Raw genomic sequence first — 18,185 nt, 5'->3', positions numbered from 1 at the left:
TGCAGCCCGAATTTCATCTTCGGCTGCTTTTTTATTTGTAGAAATTATTTAATCTCTTGCATTCAAAAATTTAGATTCAAAATATGCATCCTCACACTAACTTGCTTTCATAAGAGTAGTAAAGTCATTGTATTTAGTTCCATTAAATTTCTTAATGGTATGTGTTGGAATTAATTTGTCATGTTAAATGATCTATTGGTTTCTTCTATATTATATAGAAGTATTTTTATAGCATGTGGTAGTCGCTTGGGTTTACATGGGGCTCGACTTGTTTCATTCCGCATATGCGCAAGTTTGTTTAGCTATTAAGAATGAAGCCACCTAGTCGGCTTCCTTTTATTGTTGGATGTTTTTAAACTCGTATACTTTGCGGGGGCGGCCTCGGTTGCCGGATTGTTGTTCTTTTATGACGTGTATGAGTCCGAGTCTTTCTAGTTCTGTGACGATTCTTCTGCCATTGCGTTCTGTGCTTTTCATCCATGCGGCAACGTCTTGGGATGTGAAGGTTACTTTGTTGTAGTGCTGGGAGAAGGATAGTATTTTTACGACCATCGTTGGCGTGATGGTTGCTCCTTCAAATAGTTCGTGCCAATCAGATCCGAAGTTGTTTGCTTCGTACGTCATGGCGGAGTCGTCGGTGTCGAGAATAATTAGTTCATTATCTTCATTCATAACAACTAGTTGTGGGAAGTCTGCTTGGCGTGCGTGTTCAAATGCTTGGAGGACGTGGTTTTCTGCTTCCAGTACAGATGCTCCGTACCCAACTCCCATTCGTATTTCTAGTCCGGTTTGGGTTTTGGATAAGTGCATTAGTTTTTGCAGTTTCCCTACTTTTACGTAATGTTCTATTTCTCCATATGTGGAATAGATGAAAAACAGTCCATCTCCTAAAGGTCGTAATGACCCTTGCACGTCTTCTGCTACACTTAACAATAATTCATGTAAATGTAATTCTTGCTTTTTCAAGCGGTACGTATATGGAAGGTTTCGAATCGAAACGTCAGAAGGAATAACTCGGTACACCGGGTACCCCCTTCGACGTATTTCATTGTACACAGATAAAATACATGTAAAAGCTGCTTCGACGTTGTTTTTTTCAAACTGCTCGATATGGAATTCGATTAGCTTTTCAGCAGGTAAATATCCTTCATATGGAAACGTTTCAAAGTGAATTGTATGTAGTTGGTAAAATGATTGACTACGTTTTATATCCTCTATTGCAAAGGGTGTCCATACTCGCTCTTTGGATGATTTCTCCTTTCGAGAAAATCCCTTCTAATAATGCCCCTAGAAACCCAGAGCCATGCAACTGTGCATAGGCCGCTTCATCGGATCGTATCCACCCGTTTTGGTATGCATAATAATAATAAGGAAATTGACCTGAAAAGTACCATTGATCTACATGGGTTTTATTGTCGGCAATTATTTTCTCTATTTCTTGGACATGTGTGTCTGGATACGCAATAAATTCAATGCCTTTAAATTCAGCACCCATTTCCATTATCTGCTCAACGGAATCAGCAGGACCACCTACAACAATACATGCTCTTATCGTTTCTCATCCTTCTCATTTCATATTATGATGATGCGGTGCATTCAGTGGAGAAGAGAAAATGGTTGATGGAGTATGTGGTGCTTAAGATGTGGTATGTGGCGCTCGGGCTTGGTTATGTGGTACTCGCGATGGGGTATGTGGTATTCAGATTAGGTTATGTGGTACTTGATGAGGTATGTGGTACTCGTGCTTGGGTTTGTGGTACTCGCGATGGGGTATGTGGTACTCGTGCTTGGGTATGTGGTACTCGCGATGGGGTATGTGGTACTCGTGCTTGGGTTTGTGGTACTCGCCATGGGGTATGTGGCGGTCGCGAGGATTTGTTTGGCGTTGGAAAGATTTTTGGATATGAATGGGAAACCAAAGTGTGAATTGGCTTCCTTTTTTTATTTTAAAGTGGATGATTTTGTTGCTTTGGTGTATTGGCTTGATTTTTTGTGGCCGTTTTTTTCTAATTGCATTTTTTGTAGGCTGTTGTAGATTGTGTATCTTGAGTTTATTTGAAGGTAGTGCATGCAGTCTTTTACAGTTATGATTGATTTTATTAGTAAAAATAGATCATGTATATTTCTTGGTATTGGGTTGGTATCTATCGTTTTGCATGCGCTACATATCCAGGTTCGAAGGGATTTTCTTAATAGTGTTGCGTCACAATGTTTGCATAGGACTCCCTTTTTTAAGTGCTCGGGATTTATTTTCAGGCGCTCGCATAGTGGTTTTTGTGTAAAGTTATTATTTATGTTTGATAGTTTATTTGTTAATAGGGTGAATTGCTTTTCGGTTAGGACTGGTGGTAGTTTGTTTAGTTTTTGGATGAATAACGGGAATTGTTTGACGAAAAAGATGTTTCTATTTCGAGGAGCATTTTCAATTAGCGTGTTTTGGGATGGAAACACGAGTGCTTGATGAATGGGAAGATTCAGGTTTACTTTTGTCAGAATTTTGCTGACGCCGTCGTAGTTTCGATCTAGTTGGATTAGAGGACAATCGAAAGGCTCTTCTTCCTGGTCTACGATTCGCACTAGTTTGTTTGGGAATTCTTTAAATCGAAGTGTGCCTGTTATGTTTTTTATTTCCGTTATTAGGATATAGGATTTGGTTAGGATTAGGGTGTCGATCTGAATGTGTCTTTTGTCGTGCAGGCGGAAGTGCAGGTCTGGGATGATGTTTACTTGTTGTGGAAATCGGACTTCTTCGATGAATCGATCGGTACGTAATTCTCCGTAGTAGCCTGCGTTTGTTTTGTCTAGTTTCTCTAGGATATTGGGATATTTGTCATGCTGTTTTGGTAGGCGTGCTATAAGTCGGGTTAGCGCGTGATGGTTGTGGGGTACTGGCCTGATGATTTCTATGGTAATTGCTCCTTTCTGTTGGTATGGATAGGGGTATTAGAGAGTTGGTTGGAAGGCAATAGTGGGTTGAGGTTCGGTTGGGGTATGTGGTGCTTGGCTTGGGTATGTGTGTTGCCCGGATGGTTTGTTTTATTTTCGTATTTTGATTCACGTGTATTTTTCGTATTAGTGTGTTAACTTGACGTATACTAAAAAAGACTGAATGTGTTGGAACGTCCAGTCAATACAACTAACATACCGCTTGAAGTGCGGTTGACCAGTTGTACGAGTGTTTCTAAAAAGTAACTACCCTACACTTTTGCAGAGCGGAGGGGGTTACTTTTTTCTATTAGCGAATAAATCAATCACGGCAACTTTTCTTCGACTTGTGCTATGGATTTTCTAATTTTTCTATTATTTTCTCAATTTGATCAACGGATAATCCTGTTGCCTTTTGAATTACATCCATCTCAAAATTCATCTTTAATAAGTTTTGAACAAATTCTTCCTCTCGCTCTTGTTTTCCTTGTTCTAGACCTTTTTCTAGACCTTTTTTCTCCGCCTTGTACTTCACGTCGTCTAATTTTCCTTCTTCATCCAAGATATACTTCAAGCGTGATTCGAAGGCTAGAATATTATTCGGAGATTGGTGTAGCTCCTCCCAAATTCCCAGAGCTTGCTGTATCTTTTCTTCACGCAACGTTTATTCCCCCTATTCGGAATCTAATTTTTCTTTTATTCTCTCAATTTGATCAACGGATAATCCTGTTGCCTTATGAATTACATCCATTTCAAAATTCATCTTTAATAAATTTCGAACAAATTCTTCATCTCGCTCTTGTTTTCCTTGTTCTAGACCTTTTTCTAGACCTTGTTCTAGGCCTTGCTCTAATCCCTCTTGTTTTCCTTCTTCCCTACCTTCTTTCCTACCTTTTTTCTCCGCCTTGTACTTCACGTCGTCTAACTTTCCTTCTTCATCCAAGATATACTTCAAGCGTGATTCGTAAGCTTGAATGTTTTCTTTGGATCGACTTAATTCTTCCCAAGCAGAAAATGCTTTTAACAAGTTTTCATCTTTCATCGCTAACTCCTCCAACTCTTTATAAATTTGGTTATACACTTTCGTTTTGCGTACATCCACCATGCCGAGTAGCAGTAACCATCTAACGAGAATATCGTCTAATGCATTCAGTTCATTTCGGTGCCACATATTTAGGAACTTATTCATTTCAATGAAATGAACTTCTAACACATCATCCATCGCATCTATACGCTGCATTGTTGAATCTTCATATAAGTGGAAAGTACTGTGATAATACTCACTTTTTTCGAATAGTGTAAAATTACAAATATTTATGGTAATTGTTGGTGCCAGGGTATTATAGCCTTTCCCCTTCTCTAATTGTGAATTATAGAGCCTTGACCAATAATACAATGTACGCTTGATCATGTCATGCTCATCAGATAGCTGCACTTCGATGTTTATCAGTTCGTTACTTTGTGTTTTTACGACAATATCTAGTCTTGATTGTTTGTCATCTTTATATTCGCCACCAACTTCTTGATTTGCAAATTCCACTTCTTTAATTGTACTCCTACCAGTACTTCGCAAAATGGCATTCAGAAAGACAATTGTTATTTTTTTGTTTTTTTCACTTCCAAACATCTGCTAGAAAGCAAAATCTACTTTTAAGTCCATCAGTTTAGATAATGGAAATTTATTTAAAGCTTTTTGGTTTATGGTATTCACCTCATAGTTATTAGTTGTATTATACCTCTTCGTCTCACCATACAACAGTATTAATTGGAAGTAAATTGTCATAAATGTACTACAAACGCAACTATTTCATTTCTAACACAGAAAAGGCTTCAAAATGAAAGTTTAAGCCCCTTTATGGATTCAAAATTTAATTTTTGATTTTTGATAAAAAGGGAAGTTCACTCGTGTCCCGAAAGAGATGAGAAGAATGTTTTTATTAAATTCATTTACCAAGACCAAGTCTAAAAAATGTTTATAGGATTAGTTTTTATGTAAGACTCGTAGTGTTACATTTGTGTTACTGGTGCCTGGCACCAGTAACACTTCTACTCAGCACGGGGTATGTGGGCTAGATAGTGGTTATGTGGTGGTCGACTTGGGTATGTGGTACTCGCCATGGGATATGTGGTACTCGATAGTGGTTATGCGGTACTCGCTCTAGGTTATGTGGTGCTAGATAGTGGTTATGTGGTGGTCGACTTGGGTATGTGGTACTCGAAAAGTGTTATGTGGTACTCGACAAGTGTTTTGTGGTGGTCGACAAGTGATAAGTGGTGTTTGATTGAAAAAGTAAAAACCACTAGATTTCTCTAGTGGTTTAGGACTTTGGATAGGAAGTCTTGGGCGCGTTGTGTGTCTGGGTTGGTGAAGAATTTGGATGGCGCTGCGCGTTCGACTATTTTTCCTTCTGCCATGAATACGATTTCGTCGCATATTTCTTTGGCGAAGCCCATTTCATGTGTTACGACGACCATAGTCATGCCGTCTTTTGCTAGTTTGCGGATGGCATCGAGCACTTCGGTTACCATTTCTGGGTCGAGTGCGGATGTTGGTTCGTCAAATAGCATGACGGTTGGATCCATTGCTAGTGCTCTTGCTATAGCAACACGTTGTTGTTGGCCACCGGAAAGTCTGCTAGGGTAGGCATCGAATTTGTCAGCTAAACCAAGGGATGCCAGTAGTTCTTTCCCTCTTTTTTCTGCCGCCTCTTTGCTTAATCCTTTTACTTTCATTGGCGCCATTGTTACGTTTTCTAAAGCAGTTAAAAATGGAAATAGGTTGAAACTTTGGAATACGAAGCCGATATTTGTGCGGGCTACGTTGATGTCCGTTTTTTTATTGTGAATGGAGATGCCATCGACGATGATTTCTCCGTTATCGATTGGTTCTAGTGCATTTATTGTCCGAATGAGCGTGGATTTCCCTGCTCCACTCGGTCCAATTAATGCAACGACATTCGATTTTGGTATTTTCAGCGAGACGTCGGTTAGGACATGGTGATCGCCGAAGCTTTTATTGACATTTTTGATTGATATCATATAGATACACCCTCCTTAACCTTATGCTTCGCTTTTCAGTAATCGTTTTTCGAAGTATCGAATGATTAGCGATAAGCTGAATGTCATGATGAAATAGATTAATGCAACGAATGTCCATACTTCGATTGAACGGAACGATGTTGCCACTAGGTTTTTTGCGTTTAACGTTAAGTCGGTTGCCGCAATCACGGATACAAGCGATGAATCTTTGATAAGCATAATAAATTGGGATGCAAGCGGCGGTAATACCCGTCTAAATGCTTGCGGCAAAATAATATGTGTCATCGCTTTTGTATGTGACATTCCAAGTGAGCGTGCAGCTTCCATTTGCCCTCTTGGTACCGCTTGAATTCCAGTACGTACGATTTCAGCAATAAATGCACCAGCAAATATCGCAAGCCCGACTATAGCTCCCCAAAAGGAGCCGAGACTGAAATATTGTCCAAGTACAAAGTATATCCAAAGAAGTAATACAAGCAGTGGCACGCCACGAATAATTTCTACATAAGCAGAAGATATTAATCTAAAAATTTTATTTTTCGAGATACGTCCCAATCCAAAGATAATACCTATTGGAATCGCAATGAGAATTGCTAACGCCGAAATTTCCAGTGTTTTAAGCGCACCATAGATAAAGACGTCCATATTACGCGGGATTACACTCCAGTCATAATTCATATCTAATCCCCCTCTAAGTTGTCAGAGTGTCTATTCTTCTACTACTTCACTTAACCAGTCGGAAGTTTCAAACCATTTGTGACGAGAAGCTAATTCAGACGGGCTTTCGATATAGCTGTTTAAGAAAGAGTTAACCCATTGTACTGTTTCGAAATCATTTTTCTTAATAGCAATACCAAGGTTTTCTGAAGAAATTAATCCTTCTAACGCTTGAACTTGGCCAGCATTTTTAAGGTTCCAAACTGCGATCGCAGGCTCGTCATATACTACTGCATTTGCTTTACCTAACGACATAGCTGCTGCTGCTGCAGGGAAATCTTCAAAATCAAGAATTTCTGCGTTTTTGAATACATCTTTTGCAAGTAATGCACCGGTTGTTCCGATACCTACCGCAATTTTGTTCCCTTTTACATCAAGATCTTGCCATACTTTTGTTTTTTTATCAGATGCTGGTAACATAACTGCTTGACCAGTTTTAAAGTAAGGGTTTGCAAAACTTACTGCAAGTGCGCGGTCCCCACGAATGGTCATACCAGCGAAAATCATATCAATTTCCCCAGTTTGAAGTGCAGGAATTAAACCATCAAATGTAAATTGTTTGTATTCTACTTTTACCCCAAGTGCTTTTCCTAGTGCATTTGCAAAGTCTACGTCATATCCTACAAAGTCACCTTTAGGATCTTTCATATCAAATGGGAAATACCCTGAAGACATCCCAATAACTAATTTTTTATTTTTTAATACTTTTTGTAATGTCGAGTTTTCTGTTGATACGCCCCCAGAATCATTGCTACATCCTGCAACCATCAAAACGGTAATCATTAATAGTGCTGCTAACCATTTTTTCATTTTCATGTACATTTACCCCCATTTTGTTTTTCCTTAGTCCCCTTTATGAAACTACTGAATTATTAAAAGTATAAGTTATTATTATTCATGTGTCTACATAAAAAATAATTGTACATAATATTTTTATTATTGACTCTATTAAATTAAATATAGAATTAATTGGTAGACATTGATTAAATATGATTATATTATTACTTAGTAAGTAATTGTTATATGTTTAATTATTCCGCTAATTGCATTTTTATTCAAAGGGGTGTTTGCATGGATTTTCCTAAAGAAGAAGTTGGCAAGCGAATCAGATATTTACGTAGGTTGCAGGGCTTAACGTCAGATGAGCTTGCCAAACTTACCGGAGTCAGTCAAAGTATGATTTCTCAAATAGAGCGTGGCCAAGTGTCCCCTTCTTTGGAAACACTTTGGAAGTTAAGTCATAGTCTGAAGGTTCCTGTGTTTTCCTTTTTTGAAACGGAAGAATCAAATGCTGTGACGATTTGCCGGTCTGGTGAGGAAAAACTGATTAAACGTGTCCGGCCTAATGTGAGTTATCAGTTGTTATCGCCGAGCACTGGGAAGCAGATGAGCTTTTTCAAGATGGTCGTCGAGCCCGGTGAGGAATTAGATACACCGTTTATGTATCATTCGGGTGAGGAGTGCGGGATTATGCTGCGTGGTAGCATACGTATTGAGGTCGAAGGTGAGACGCATATGATTTATGAAGGCGATAGTATTTACTTTGATAGCTCGCTGCCGCACCGGTTTATGAATACTGGCAAGGTGGATGCTGTTGCGATTTGGGCGATGACGCATAGTTTTTAGGGGTTTGTGGGGTGGCTCTTGGATTTTGGTAGTAATTTATTTGCATAAAAACAGCCCTTTGATAGACTCAAAGGGCTTTTGATTTGTTAAACTAGCCAGCCGTGTAGTGCGCTGAGTAATGTAAAGATGATGACGTGATCGCAAATCGCGATTAGTGTTGATTTCATAGAGATGAGACCAAACAATGCATTTTTTACATAGACCATTTTAATAATAATTCCGATGATGAATCCAATAAGTGCACCTTGAAGGAGTGTGTCTGCCCCCGTTGCGTTAATGAGGATTGCTACAAAGAAAGAACTGACGAATGCAATGATGACCGAATAAATGTATTTTATCGGGCCTTTCGTTTGTTGCCCTTTTTTATTTGATAATAAAATCGAATAATAGATTGTGCCGTAGATCATGTATAAGAATCCACCTATAATTATAGCTACGTAATTTAAGTTACTCCAGTCGATCGTCATGTAAATCCTCCTAAATTATGAATCTTTGAGTGCTTCTGAACGAACCAATTCGACAAACTCGTCTACTACTTTATCGTTCCTTTTCTTTGAACCTAATTTGATGAACGTTTTTCCCATCAGATTTAATCCTTCATTCTGGCCAGTGTATATAAATTTTGTGGATTGATCATCTAATTTGATGAGGGTAAATGCTGTTTGAATTTTAAATGCCTTCGCTAATGTGAACTCAACTTTTTTATGTTTCTTTTGTTCGGTATTTTCATATTCGATATCCGTCACGATATACGTTTCGGTTCTTTTGCCTTCTCGATAGGTTTGCTCGTATGTTGAACCGATAACTTCCTCTTTTATTTCTACCGGTTTATGCTCGACGACGTTTGGCATGATTCTTTGAATTTGATCCAATTCAAAGAGATTCCATACTTGGTCAATCGGTGTTGGAATGATGATTTCTTTGTGCCAAGTTAACAAGTGCTTACCCCATTTCATTAATTGTTGGAATGCGATTAAGTGTTAAATTTTTCTAAAGTGTACCATAATTTGGAGTGAATGCAATGAGATTTTTTGAGGTTGTTAAGTAGTTGGTCTGATTTGATGGGTAGTTTGTCTTGTTCGAGGGGAAACTGGACTTGTACAGCCTTTTTTTGGATGAAATATTACGGGTGCCTGGCACCAGTAATAATTTTGTAATGTAGCTTTAATTTATAGAAAAAAGAGCGAACTTTTGAAAGTTGCTCTTTGGTAGTTGGTGTTATTTTATTTAGTCATCTTCACCTTGGTCGTCCTGACGGTGATGTTTTTCTTCTTTCTCTTTTTCTTTTTCTTTCTCTTTTTTTTCTTTCTCTTTTTCTTCTTTCTTTTGTTCGTTCTTTTGTTCGTTCTTTTGTTCTTTTTCTGCTTTATCTCTTTCTTTTTCTCTCTCTTTTTCCTTTTCTTTTGTTGCTTTTTCTTTTGCTTTGTTTAGATTTTCTTGTTGATTTTCTAGCTCTTTTGTTTGCCTCGCTTTTTGTTTTTCTAATTCTTCTTTTATTTTTGCTTGTTCCTTTGATTGTTGTTCTTTTATTTTTTCATTAGCTTCTTTTCTATGTTCGTTGTTTTCTTTGGATGGTGTGTATTTATCTTTGTTAATGTATTTATCTCTGTTAGCGTCTTTTGGATTATTTTTATTAGAATCTTTTATATAGGTGTCAGGTTTTTTTCTTTCGGTATTTATTTGATGTTCTTTATGTTTGAGCTTTTGAATGGAGGTGTTTTGTTTGTTAGCTTTTTCTCGTTCTTCCGCGGTACTTTCATTAATTGTCCAAACATTCTCCGAGTGGCTATTTCGAACTTCTTCTAGTGCCATTTCAATCTTTTTTCTCATCTCAGATGATTGTTTTTTATTTTCATATACGGTTGTTATCGCTATTTCTTCGTTTAATGGACTTATTTGTTTTACTGCTTTTGCTAATACGAGGTCAATTGGATGTCCTTCCCAATCAACTAAATCTATAGGAGTGTCATTTAATGAACGTATTGTCACTACTTGCCCGTTTTTATTGACTCCTAATTCTACTGCATTTTTTCCATCCACTTGAACGTAGGCCAATGCTATATCTGGATTTGGAATGAATGAAACGACGATAAATATGAGAAGCATTGCTGCTACAAGAACTGGTCCTAATATGGAAGGTTTCAACCACTTTCTCCTTTGAGTGGTCGCCTCAAATAAGTGAAAGTGCGCTTCTTCTCCTATTTCTGGATTCGTTCCTAAAGGAATTCCTCGGAGAAATTCGCCCTCTTTCGTAATGAAAACGCTATATTTATTTTTCTTTTCGCAAACAAGGCCTTTATATACGCGCATCATACGATTTCTCCTTTGACATATTCTTTTATATAAACGAAATCACTTTTTAATAATAAAACAACCGCAATGATATATTTCCTTTGCCGTTCAAGTGTTTTGCGAGATACCTCAACTATTGCTTCGATTTCTTTTAGTGGTAAACGTTTGTGTTTAATTAAAAAGTCATAGAATTCTTCTGTTTCTGCAATGATTTGCGCAGTTTGAAATGCCGTTCTTCTTGCATCCGCATGTTTCGGTGCTGCTTGCGTTAACTCTTCAAAAGATAATCCAAATTTACTCAGCAATTGGGTGTAGTGGATTAACTCATCTTTTCTAGCTTCTGCCTGTTGTTCTATGGAATAAGTATGAATTGCTTGCTCGTCTAGTAGTTGATGTTCAGTTGAAGCATCTTCTCTTGACGTATGTATAAATGTGACTTTCTCATTTCGCGCTGCTTCTTTTCGAATATAGTCAATGATGCGTCTTTTTATTATTAGATGGGCATAGGTTTGCAAGGAAGCTGGCTCGTTTGGATTAAAATTCATTATTGCTTCGTGAAATCCATTCATTGCGACACTATACTCCTCGTCATGCTCATCAATGGTTCGTTTACATACAAAGGAAGCTGTTTTTTTCATAAACGGGGTATAGGCAAAAAGGAGGTCATTTAAAACCTCCTGGTTACCAGCTTTTGCTTTTTGAGCAAGTTCGCTCGATATTTGTTTTTGTTTTTGTTTTTGTTTTTGTTTTGTTTTTGTTTTGAATATTCCTTGAATAATGGACAAAAGCATACATACCCTCCCGTTCTCATTTTTTCCTTAGCCTATTATTCTACCTGGCTGAGTGAAGAATGAAAAGCGGTTATATTTTAACATGATTAATCTTCGTCATTATCTTCGTCATCATTTTCGTGCTTGTTCTTTTGGTTATGTTTGTTCTTGTGCTTTTCAGCTTTGTGTAATTCTTTTTCTTTTTCTTTGAATTTTTTATTCAGTTCTTGTTGTGCTCTTCTTAATTCTTTCTCTTTTTCTTTTTGTTCTTTATGTGCTTCTTTTTTTACTTCTTGCTGTTTTTTGATGGCTTCTTTTTTCTCTTCTTGTTGTTTTTTAATTGCTTCTTGCTGCTTCTTAAGAGCTTCTTTTTTTAGTTCTTCTTGTTCTTTAAGTGCTTCTTTTTTCTGTTCTTCTTGTTCTTTAAGTGCCTCTTTTTTTAATTCTTCTTGTTCTTTAAGTGCTTCTTTTTTTAATTCTTCTTGTTCTTTTGCTTGTTCTTTGGCGTCATCATTCTTGTATTCTTTTGCCGCTTCGTACTTTGCAATTAGATATTGGATTTTTAGCTTAATTTTTTCTTTTGCTTTAGAATTTTGTGCATTTTCATATGCATTGTATAAGCCATTTAAATTGTCGTATGGGTAATCCGCTGGAATTACAGGCAGCCCATTTTCTTGTAGATTGTTTGTTTGATTGGTCGTCTTCACTTCATTAGTTGTTGAAGGAGTAACTGGCTTCTCTGAAACTGTTGTAACTACAGTAGTTTTTGCAGGTTGTTGATTTAATTTGCTCAAATCGACCGTATCAAATAACTGATTGTTTGCGAATGCATACCCCGCACTTGTTACCGTTAAAGTAGTCACAAGCAATGCTGCTCCTGTTTTTTTCCATTTCATCAAATCACCTCGAATTAGATTTTGTCCTTCTTTTTCCCGGACACTATATTATTCGTTTTGATGGGTCTGTTTTATGGGGGTCGGGGTGAATTTTTTTAAAAAAGTTTTTTATTACGTTTTAGTTTGTCGCGTTGGCTAGGGGAATGGTCGCTTTCAGGACGTGGTTTGTCGCGTTCGATGAGTTGTTTGTCGTGTTTACTGCGTGGTTTGTCGTGTTCAGCCAATTTATGGGTGCATTTTGGGTTTATTTAACTTTCTACTTGGGTTACGCTTTATTTTTATTTGAAAAAAGAGCGACCTTTAGAGAGTCGCTCTTTTTTGTTTGTATTTTTTCCATAGGTCTTCGGCTGCTCCGGATCCGAGTAGGACTCCGGCTATTATGAAGGTAAGTCCGATGAAATGACGGAAGTTCAGAATTTCTCCAAGAAAGATGGCGGAGAGAATGAGCGAAAATACCGGGTTTAGGTTCATGAAGATAGCCGATTTTGTTGGACCTGCTTTGCCTACAGCGTAGTTATACATCAGATGCCCGATAGCTGTAGAAATGATAGCGGATGCTAAGAATAACCACCAGAAAAATGGGGTTGTTTGTGTAAATGCAGTTACTCCTCCTGGCTCTTGCACGAAGCTGATGACGATCAAAACTACTGCACCGACTAGCATCATATATGCAGTTAGTAGTCTTGGGTCGAGTGTTTTCGCTGCTTTACTTACGACCATATAGCTTAGCACTTGCGCGAATATTGCTAGGAATACGAAGAAGTCTCCAATATTCGCTCCGTTTGATTCGCCGCCAACTAATATGGACACACTTACTCCGGCAAGACCTAATACAAGTCCAAGCCATTGATATCGCGACGGGAAATATTTCAAAATAATAGCCGCTGAAATTGCCGTTAGCATAGGACCAGTTCCTAAGATTAGTCCTGCATGAGTTCCGCTTGTGATGGAAAGTCCCATATTTAGAAAATAGTGATGAAGCACTACATTCGTCAGTGCTCCTAATACTATATATTTCCATTCTTTCTTCGTAGGCAATCGAAGGAGTTTCATTTGCCATAAAATAACTAAGACTACCAATCCTGCAGTGAGCACGCGAAACGCCGTTAATGTGACAGGGGGAACTATGGTTACTAAATATTTGAGTATCGGTAGGTTTGCTCCCCAGGCGAACATGACGAAGACGAGCATTATGTAAATTTTCCATTGTTTCATCTGAGGACCTCCTTATTAAAAGATATATTTTGTTTTTTTGATGAATAAACTACAAACTACATATGCCAATAACGATAGAATTACCGGGACGACAACCGTGTGTACACCGAATAGATTGCCATTTGCTTGATTATAAAAATGTAGCGCAATGTAAGAAATAATTCCTGTTAGCATCGATGCAATCGCTCCGTATTTATTGCCATAAGACCAGTAAAGACCTAGAACAACCGGCCAAATAAAAGCTGCTTCAAGGCCACCGAACGCAAAAAGATTCAAGAAAATAAGCAAGTCAGGAGGATTTAATGCCAATAAAAACACAACCGACCCCAAAAGCGTTGTCACGCCAAAACTCAGATTTTTGACCTTTTTCTCGCTCGCATTAGGATTTAAATAATTTATGTAAACATCCTTTACAATAGAAGAACTCACTAAAATGAGCAATGAATCAACGGTCGACATGATTGCCGCAAGTGGCGCTGCCAACACAATTCCCGCTAGCCAAGCAGGAAGAACTTTGAGTGCAACAAGTGGAATGACTGTATCTGCTACTTTAATGCCAGGTAAAATCGGACGAGCGAAAATTCCGATTAAATGCATGTTTAACATGATAAAACCAGTAACAATCGTTCCGATCACTAGTGCACGGTGCATCGATCGAGTATTTTTATAGGACATTGCGCGCACTGCCATTTGTGGAAGCCCAACAACTCCTACTCCAACAAGTATCCAAAAGGATGACACATACGCAGCGGATAAATTTCCTTCATTGCCGTATGGCGTTACAAGGTTTGGATTTTCTGCAAGTAAGTCCTGCATAATATTCGGCACGCCGCCACCCGCGATAATAACCGCGATTAAAAGGATGAGTGTACCAACGACCATAACTCCGCCTTGCACAGCGTCTGTCACCGCAACCGCGCGAAAGCCACCAATTACTACATATACAAGAACGGATACTGCAAAAATAAATAAAGCGGTTGTGTACTTCATACCAGTCAAAGACTCGATTAAACGGCCGCCACCAACCCATTGTGCCGTCATCGCGGAAAATAAAAAGATGATCATACTTGCAGCTGCAAGCAACACAACCACAGTACTATTGTATCGCATTTTTAGGAAATCAATTAACGTAATGGCATTGTATTTGCGAGCTAAAATTGCGAATTTTTTCCCTAAAATAAGCAACACAAAATAACCTGTCACGACTTGAGTCATTGCAAGTAAAACCCATCCAAAGCCCATCGTGTAAGCAGTTCCCGGTCCTCCCAGAAAGCTGGATGCACTACCATAAGTCGCAACCATCGTCATCGCAAGAACGAAACCATCTAGCTCTCGCCCACCTAAGAAGTACTCTTGTAAAAATCCACCTGTCGATGATTCAAGCTTTTTACTAGACCAATACCCGATGAAAAAAATAATTGCAAGAAAAATAATGAGAGGAATAATAACTTCAATATTCACTGTCCGTCCCCCTCTTCCTCAAACGAAACATCTTTTAAAACATATTTTGCTAATATAATAACTGTCACAGACACGAGAATAAATCCAACGATACAGCTATAGAAAAACCAATCTGGGAAACCAAGAATATACGTATACTCCTCTACTGGTCTCGAGCCAAGCCCATAAGCAAAACCAAACCACCAAAGAAAATGAACAATAGCAAGTCCAACACCAATAAGCGCCTCTCGATGAGCAATTTTAAATCGAGGATCCAACTCCAACCCCTCCTACCGGTTATAATGCTTCACTTTAGTATAACGAAGTTAAATTAGTATGTTAAGAGAAGTTTCGTGGATTATGCTTTTATCTTCTACTTAAAATTATCTGTACCTTCAAATTGCTGTGCTCCTAAATAGTCGCTATTTGGCCATAAACACGAGTTATATGCCAATAATTTTTGGCTATATACCCATACCTTGGTCCTATATGCCCCTTAACTTTCGGGGTGCCCCTAAGTAGGCGCTATCTGCCCGTTATCTCAAGGTATCTGACCATAAATTTTGGCTATCTGCCCATATCTTGGTCCTGTATACCCCTTAAGTTTCGGTGGGCCCCTAAGTAGGCGCTATCTACCCGTTAACTCACGGTATCTGCCTGTAAATTTTGGTTATCTGCCCATATCTTGGTCTTGTATGTCCCTTAACTTTCCAGTGCCCCTAAGTAGGCGCTATCTGCCCATAAACCCGGGTTATCTGACCATATCTTGGTCCTGTATGCCCCTTAACTTTCGGGGTGCCCCTAAATAGGCGCTATCTGCCCATAAACTCGGTTATCTGACCATATCTTGGTCCTGTATGCCCCTTAACTTTCGGGGTGCCCCTAAATAGGCTGTATCTGCCCGTTAACTCGGGTTATCTGCCCATACCTTGGTCGTATCTGCCCATATACCGGTCCTGTATGCCTCTTAACTTTCCAGTGCCCCTAAGTAGGCGCTATCTGCCCATAAACTCGGTTATCTGCCCATATCTTGGTCCTGTATGCCCCTTAACTTTCGGGTTGCCCCTAAATAGGCTGTATCTGCCCGTAAACTCGGGCTATATGCCCATATCTTGGTCCTGTATACCCCTTAACTTTCGGGGTGGCCCTAAGTAGGCGCTATTTGCCCATTAACTCACAGTACCTACCCATATCTTGGTCGTATCTGACCATATATCGGTCCTGTATGCCTCTTAACTTTCGGTTACTTATCACCGGAGGTTATCAGTACTTTTATACGTATTGAAAAACAGCTTTTGCATATTTGCAAAAGCTGTTGATTGGTTTATTTGTAAGTTAAGTATCTTAGATAGTCTTTCCAGCCGACTGCTTTGATGCTGTTCCATGTAGGAAGGTCTAATGGGAGTGGAAGGAATGCGCGTGATTCTTCTCTTTTTGGTTCAGCGTTTAGTACGACCATTTCATTTTCTAATCCTACAGATAGGATAGCAGATTGTTCTAAGTCAAAGGGCACAGTTACTGGGTTACGCACGATGTGTCCTTCGTTTGTTAATGTGTATATTTCGGCAGTTTGCTTGGATCTATTTAGTAGCCAGTTAGAATTTACTCGTACTGCATTTTCCGCTTCATTCGTGCTGATGATGGAGTTTATGTTTGCTGCGAATGGCAATGTTTCTAGCGCATCATTTAATTGAATGCGTACTTCGTATAAAGGTGCTTTGGTTTTATTGTCAAATTGTTTGTATGCTTTAAGCCACGCGGAATGGGTTGCTGGTACCTCCGTTTTAGCCAAGATGGTTCCTTCTATAATATCTTCTTTATGCGCGGAGTGGTTCATTACTTTTTGCCCTTCTGCAATGTCATGCCACTCTGCTTCATTCACGAACGTGAGGACTGATTTTTCATTGGAATAAATCGTGATGAAATATAGTCCGTTTTTTTCTTCAATGCTTGCTACGTTTCCTTCAAATGGGCTGAGCATAGCGAGTGTGCTTGTTTCTTGGCTAAGCTGGGTGTTGACGATTTGTAACTTGCGAGCGACTTCTGCGAGTTTTTGTTCCGTTTGGGCAATTGCCTGTGCGAAGTTGCCTTCTGGTGAGACATTTACCTCCACTTGGACATTGACATCCATTACCTCATCCGTCATGTTTCCAGTTGTGGATGCGTTTCCATACGAGGTCGAGTTAGCTCCTGCACGGTCCGATTCAAGTGAGTCAAGAATTTGTTGCAACTGGGTTTGTTCCTGTGTATACGCTTGTTGCTCTGATTCCCAAAGTGAACGCTGTTTGTCTGCTGTTTCCGTTTTTAATTGCGCTAGTTCAGCGCCTTCTTGGACTTTGTCTCCTGGAGTAACTGTTAGATTACTGACTAAAGCTGCTTCAATTGTTATTGTCGTTTCGCTTGCAGGAACTACGACCGCTTCTTTTTCAAGCTCTTTTGTGTATGTATTTTCGTGTACACGATCGTATTCACTAACATAATAGCTACGACTCAGTTGGCTATTAGTTGAAAATAATAGAATGGCATTTGTCGCAATGAAAGTGGAGACAATGATTGCAATACCGATTGTAATGACTTTATTCACGACAGTTCCCCTCCTTCAAACCAAGTTTGCAATGGGAGTACGCTAAATGTTGCAGAAATTAATGCGAGAACGATTTGGACTACTATTAAAATAATTAATAGATTCCGAGCTGACATCTTCGTAAATGCACGCAAAAACTGAAATTGTATCGCGATTGTGAAAGCAGTTATGAGCGTTAATTGATTGAAGAAATAAATAAAGAATTCATTGTCTATATACGTTGCCGCTAGCGGACCGAAAGAAAGTAACGAATAGTCAGTTGTATAGCCAACGATTGCAAAGATGAAGAAGATTAGTGCTTTTTCCATTAACAATAAAGCCACTACAAACAATTGCAAAACGGCCACTTTGGACAAGTCAACGGCTGTAATTTTATGGTATAAAAACGCCATTCCGAAAAAGTGAAACGCTATGAATAGGATTGACCAAATGATTGCTCCTAATAAGGAAGCAATTCTTGCGACTGAATACGTATCTGTGTAACCATTTACAAAAATGGCGGTAAGGGATTCGGTATGCATTCCCCAAATATCTTGAAGTGCGTAAAGCAAAATACCTAAAAATGCTACTAGCCAGACACGCTTTTCAAAATGGCGCATCGTTGTATTATTTAGTGATTCAATCAATTCATTTTGATTGAAAAAACTTTTCCAAAATCGAAATTCAAAAAACATTCCATTG

At 38.8% G+C, this 18,185-nt stretch carries 20 protein-coding genes; 2 read left to right on the top strand and 18 right to left on the bottom strand.

Annotated elements, in window-relative coordinates; all coding sequences use genetic code 11:
* Positions 1 to 336: 336 nt before the first annotated feature.
* Positions 337 to 1,023, bottom strand: coding sequence for a hypothetical protein (locus ACEPXG_RS03580; protein WP_391207585.1), 687 nt, complete (start codon positions 1,021 to 1,023; stop codon positions 337 to 339).
* Between the two features lie 175 nt (positions 1,024 to 1,198).
* Positions 1,199 to 1,495: a hypothetical protein gene (locus ACEPXG_RS03575; RefSeq protein WP_391207583.1), complete on the bottom strand. Its 297-nt coding sequence runs from the start codon at positions 1,493 to 1,495 to the stop codon at positions 1,199 to 1,201.
* A 125-nt stretch (positions 1,496 to 1,620) separates the two neighbouring features.
* Here ACEPXG_RS03575 and ACEPXG_RS03570 point away from each other — a divergent pair, with 125 nt between their 5' ends.
* Entirely contained in the window at positions 1,621 to 1,926 is a 306-nt protein-coding gene (locus ACEPXG_RS03570; protein ID WP_391207582.1) for a hypothetical protein, read from the top strand.
* Positions 1,927 to 1,941: 15 nt separating this feature from the next.
* Here the strand turns inward: ACEPXG_RS03570 and ACEPXG_RS03565 are convergent, their stop codons facing one another.
* From ACEPXG_RS03565 to ACEPXG_RS03540, 6 genes are all read right to left on the bottom strand, one after another.
* Positions 1,942 to 2,754 carry a nuclease-related domain-containing protein gene (locus ACEPXG_RS03565; RefSeq protein WP_391209761.1) on the bottom strand — a complete coding sequence of 271 codons (813 nt, stop codon included), beginning with the start codon at positions 2,752 to 2,754 and terminating at the stop codon, positions 1,942 to 1,944.
* Positions 2,755 to 3,277: 523 nt separating this feature from the next.
* Entirely contained in the window at positions 3,278 to 3,586 is a 309-nt protein-coding gene (locus tag ACEPXG_RS03560) for a hypothetical protein (protein WP_391207580.1), read from the bottom strand.
* 12 nt (positions 3,587 to 3,598) lie between these two features.
* Positions 3,599 to 4,552 (bottom strand): Rpn family recombination-promoting nuclease/putative transposase, encoded by a 954-nt coding sequence (locus ACEPXG_RS03555; RefSeq protein ID WP_391207578.1) that lies wholly within the window; start codon positions 4,550 to 4,552, stop codon positions 3,599 to 3,601.
* Between the two features lie 683 nt (positions 4,553 to 5,235).
* Positions 5,236 to 5,964: an amino acid ABC transporter ATP-binding protein gene (locus ACEPXG_RS03550; RefSeq protein ID WP_391207576.1), complete on the bottom strand. Its 729-nt coding sequence runs from the start codon at positions 5,962 to 5,964 to the stop codon at positions 5,236 to 5,238.
* Between the two features lie 21 nt (positions 5,965 to 5,985).
* Positions 5,986 to 6,642 carry an amino acid ABC transporter permease gene (locus tag ACEPXG_RS03545; protein ID WP_391207574.1) on the bottom strand — a complete coding sequence of 219 codons (657 nt, stop codon included), beginning with the start codon at positions 6,640 to 6,642 and terminating at the stop codon, positions 5,986 to 5,988.
* Between the two features lie 30 nt (positions 6,643 to 6,672).
* A complete protein-coding gene (locus ACEPXG_RS03540) occupies positions 6,673 to 7,497 on the bottom strand; it encodes a transporter substrate-binding domain-containing protein (RefSeq protein WP_391207573.1) in 825 nt (274 codons plus the stop codon).
* A gap of 255 nt (positions 7,498 to 7,752) precedes the next feature.
* Between ACEPXG_RS03540 and ACEPXG_RS03535 the strand changes: the two genes are divergently transcribed.
* Positions 7,753 to 8,307 (top strand): helix-turn-helix domain-containing protein, encoded by a 555-nt coding sequence (locus ACEPXG_RS03535; RefSeq protein ID WP_391207572.1) that lies wholly within the window; start codon positions 7,753 to 7,755, stop codon positions 8,305 to 8,307.
* Positions 8,308 to 8,393: 86 nt separating this feature from the next.
* Here the strand turns inward: ACEPXG_RS03535 and ACEPXG_RS03530 are convergent, their stop codons facing one another.
* From ACEPXG_RS03530 to ACEPXG_RS03485, 10 genes are all read right to left on the bottom strand, one after another.
* On the bottom strand, positions 8,394 to 8,774 hold the full coding sequence (locus ACEPXG_RS03530) for a DUF1761 domain-containing protein (protein WP_391207570.1): 381 nt from the start codon (positions 8,772 to 8,774) through the stop codon (positions 8,394 to 8,396).
* Positions 8,775 to 8,789: 15 nt separating this feature from the next.
* Complete coding sequence (locus tag ACEPXG_RS03525; protein WP_391207568.1) at positions 8,790 to 9,245, bottom strand: SRPBCC family protein; 456 nt, start codon at positions 9,243 to 9,245, stop codon at positions 8,790 to 8,792.
* A 289-nt stretch (positions 9,246 to 9,534) separates the two neighbouring features.
* A complete protein-coding gene (locus tag ACEPXG_RS03520; protein ID WP_391207565.1) occupies positions 9,535 to 10,620 on the bottom strand; it encodes a hypothetical protein in 1,086 nt (361 codons plus the stop codon).
* On the bottom strand, positions 10,617 to 11,390 hold the full coding sequence (gene sigI, locus ACEPXG_RS03515) for an RNA polymerase sigma-I factor (protein ID WP_391207562.1): 774 nt from the start codon (positions 11,388 to 11,390) through the stop codon (positions 10,617 to 10,619). Before sigI ends, ACEPXG_RS03520 begins: the two co-directional genes overlap by 4 nt.
* An 86-nt stretch (positions 11,391 to 11,476) precedes the next feature.
* Positions 11,477 to 12,265, bottom strand: a complete 789-nt coding sequence (locus tag ACEPXG_RS03510) for a hypothetical protein (RefSeq protein WP_391207561.1) — start codon at positions 12,263 to 12,265, stop codon at positions 11,477 to 11,479.
* Positions 12,266 to 12,565: 300 nt separating this feature from the next.
* The gene (locus ACEPXG_RS03505) at positions 12,566 to 13,480 is read right to left on the bottom strand and encodes a DMT family transporter (RefSeq protein WP_391207559.1); all 915 of its coding nucleotides are present in this window, start codon (positions 13,478 to 13,480) and stop codon (positions 12,566 to 12,568) included.
* A gap of 15 nt (positions 13,481 to 13,495) precedes the next feature.
* Entirely contained in the window at positions 13,496 to 14,941 is a 1,446-nt protein-coding gene (panF, locus tag ACEPXG_RS03500) for a sodium/pantothenate symporter (RefSeq protein ID WP_391207557.1), read from the bottom strand.
* Positions 14,938 to 15,204: a YhdT family protein gene (locus ACEPXG_RS03495; RefSeq protein WP_391207555.1), complete on the bottom strand. Its 267-nt coding sequence runs from the start codon at positions 15,202 to 15,204 to the stop codon at positions 14,938 to 14,940. Before ACEPXG_RS03495 ends, panF begins: the two co-directional genes overlap by 4 nt.
* Before the next feature lie 1,040 nt (positions 15,205 to 16,244).
* Positions 16,245 to 17,504 (bottom strand): efflux RND transporter periplasmic adaptor subunit, encoded by a 1,260-nt coding sequence (locus tag ACEPXG_RS03490; RefSeq protein ID WP_391207553.1) that lies wholly within the window; start codon positions 17,502 to 17,504, stop codon positions 16,245 to 16,247.
* The gene (locus ACEPXG_RS03485; protein ID WP_391207552.1) at positions 17,501 to 18,178 is read right to left on the bottom strand and encodes a hypothetical protein; all 678 of its coding nucleotides are present in this window, start codon (positions 18,176 to 18,178) and stop codon (positions 17,501 to 17,503) included. Before ACEPXG_RS03485 ends, ACEPXG_RS03490 begins: the two co-directional genes overlap by 4 nt.
* Positions 18,179 to 18,185 lie beyond the last annotated feature (7 nt).

This window comes from Psychrobacillus sp. L4 (assembly GCF_042944905.1).
In the GTDB taxonomy this organism is placed as follows: Bacteria; Bacillota; Bacilli; order Bacillales_A; family Planococcaceae; genus Psychrobacillus.
This window is presented reverse-complemented; position numbering and strand designations above follow the sequence as displayed.